1 protein-coding gene is annotated in these 276 nt (G+C 49.6%); it reads left to right on the plus strand.

Features of this window, described 5'->3' with window-relative positions; all coding sequences use genetic code 11:
- Nucleotides 1-247: integrase core domain-containing protein (locus tag LGT40_RS00090; RefSeq protein ID WP_226343087.1), on the plus strand; the 247-nt coding region annotated here is incomplete at its 5' end.
- Nucleotides 248-276: the final 29 nt, after the last annotated feature.

A 276-nucleotide genomic window follows, 5' to 3' on the forward strand; every position in this document is an offset into this window, starting at 1 on the left:
GTTCGCGAAATCACTGGGCTTTAAGGTATGCACAACCCCCGTGAGAAGCCCTGAGAGCAACGGCATGGCTGAGGCGTTTGTGAAGACGTTTAAACGGGATTATGTTTACTTGAGCGAGCGTCCTGATGCAGCAACAGTGATGGCTCAGCTTGCACAATGGTTTGAGGATTACAACAATTATCATCCGCATAGCGGATTGAAAATGATGTCACCGAGGGAGTATCGCGCTCTCAAAGTGGCAAGTTAGGACTGTCCGTTTTAGCGGGGGCAACTACA

It is taken from the genome of Methylophaga pinxianii, assembly GCF_020447225.1.
Lineage (GTDB): Bacteria > Pseudomonadota > Gammaproteobacteria > Nitrosococcales > Methylophagaceae > Methylophaga > Methylophaga pinxianii.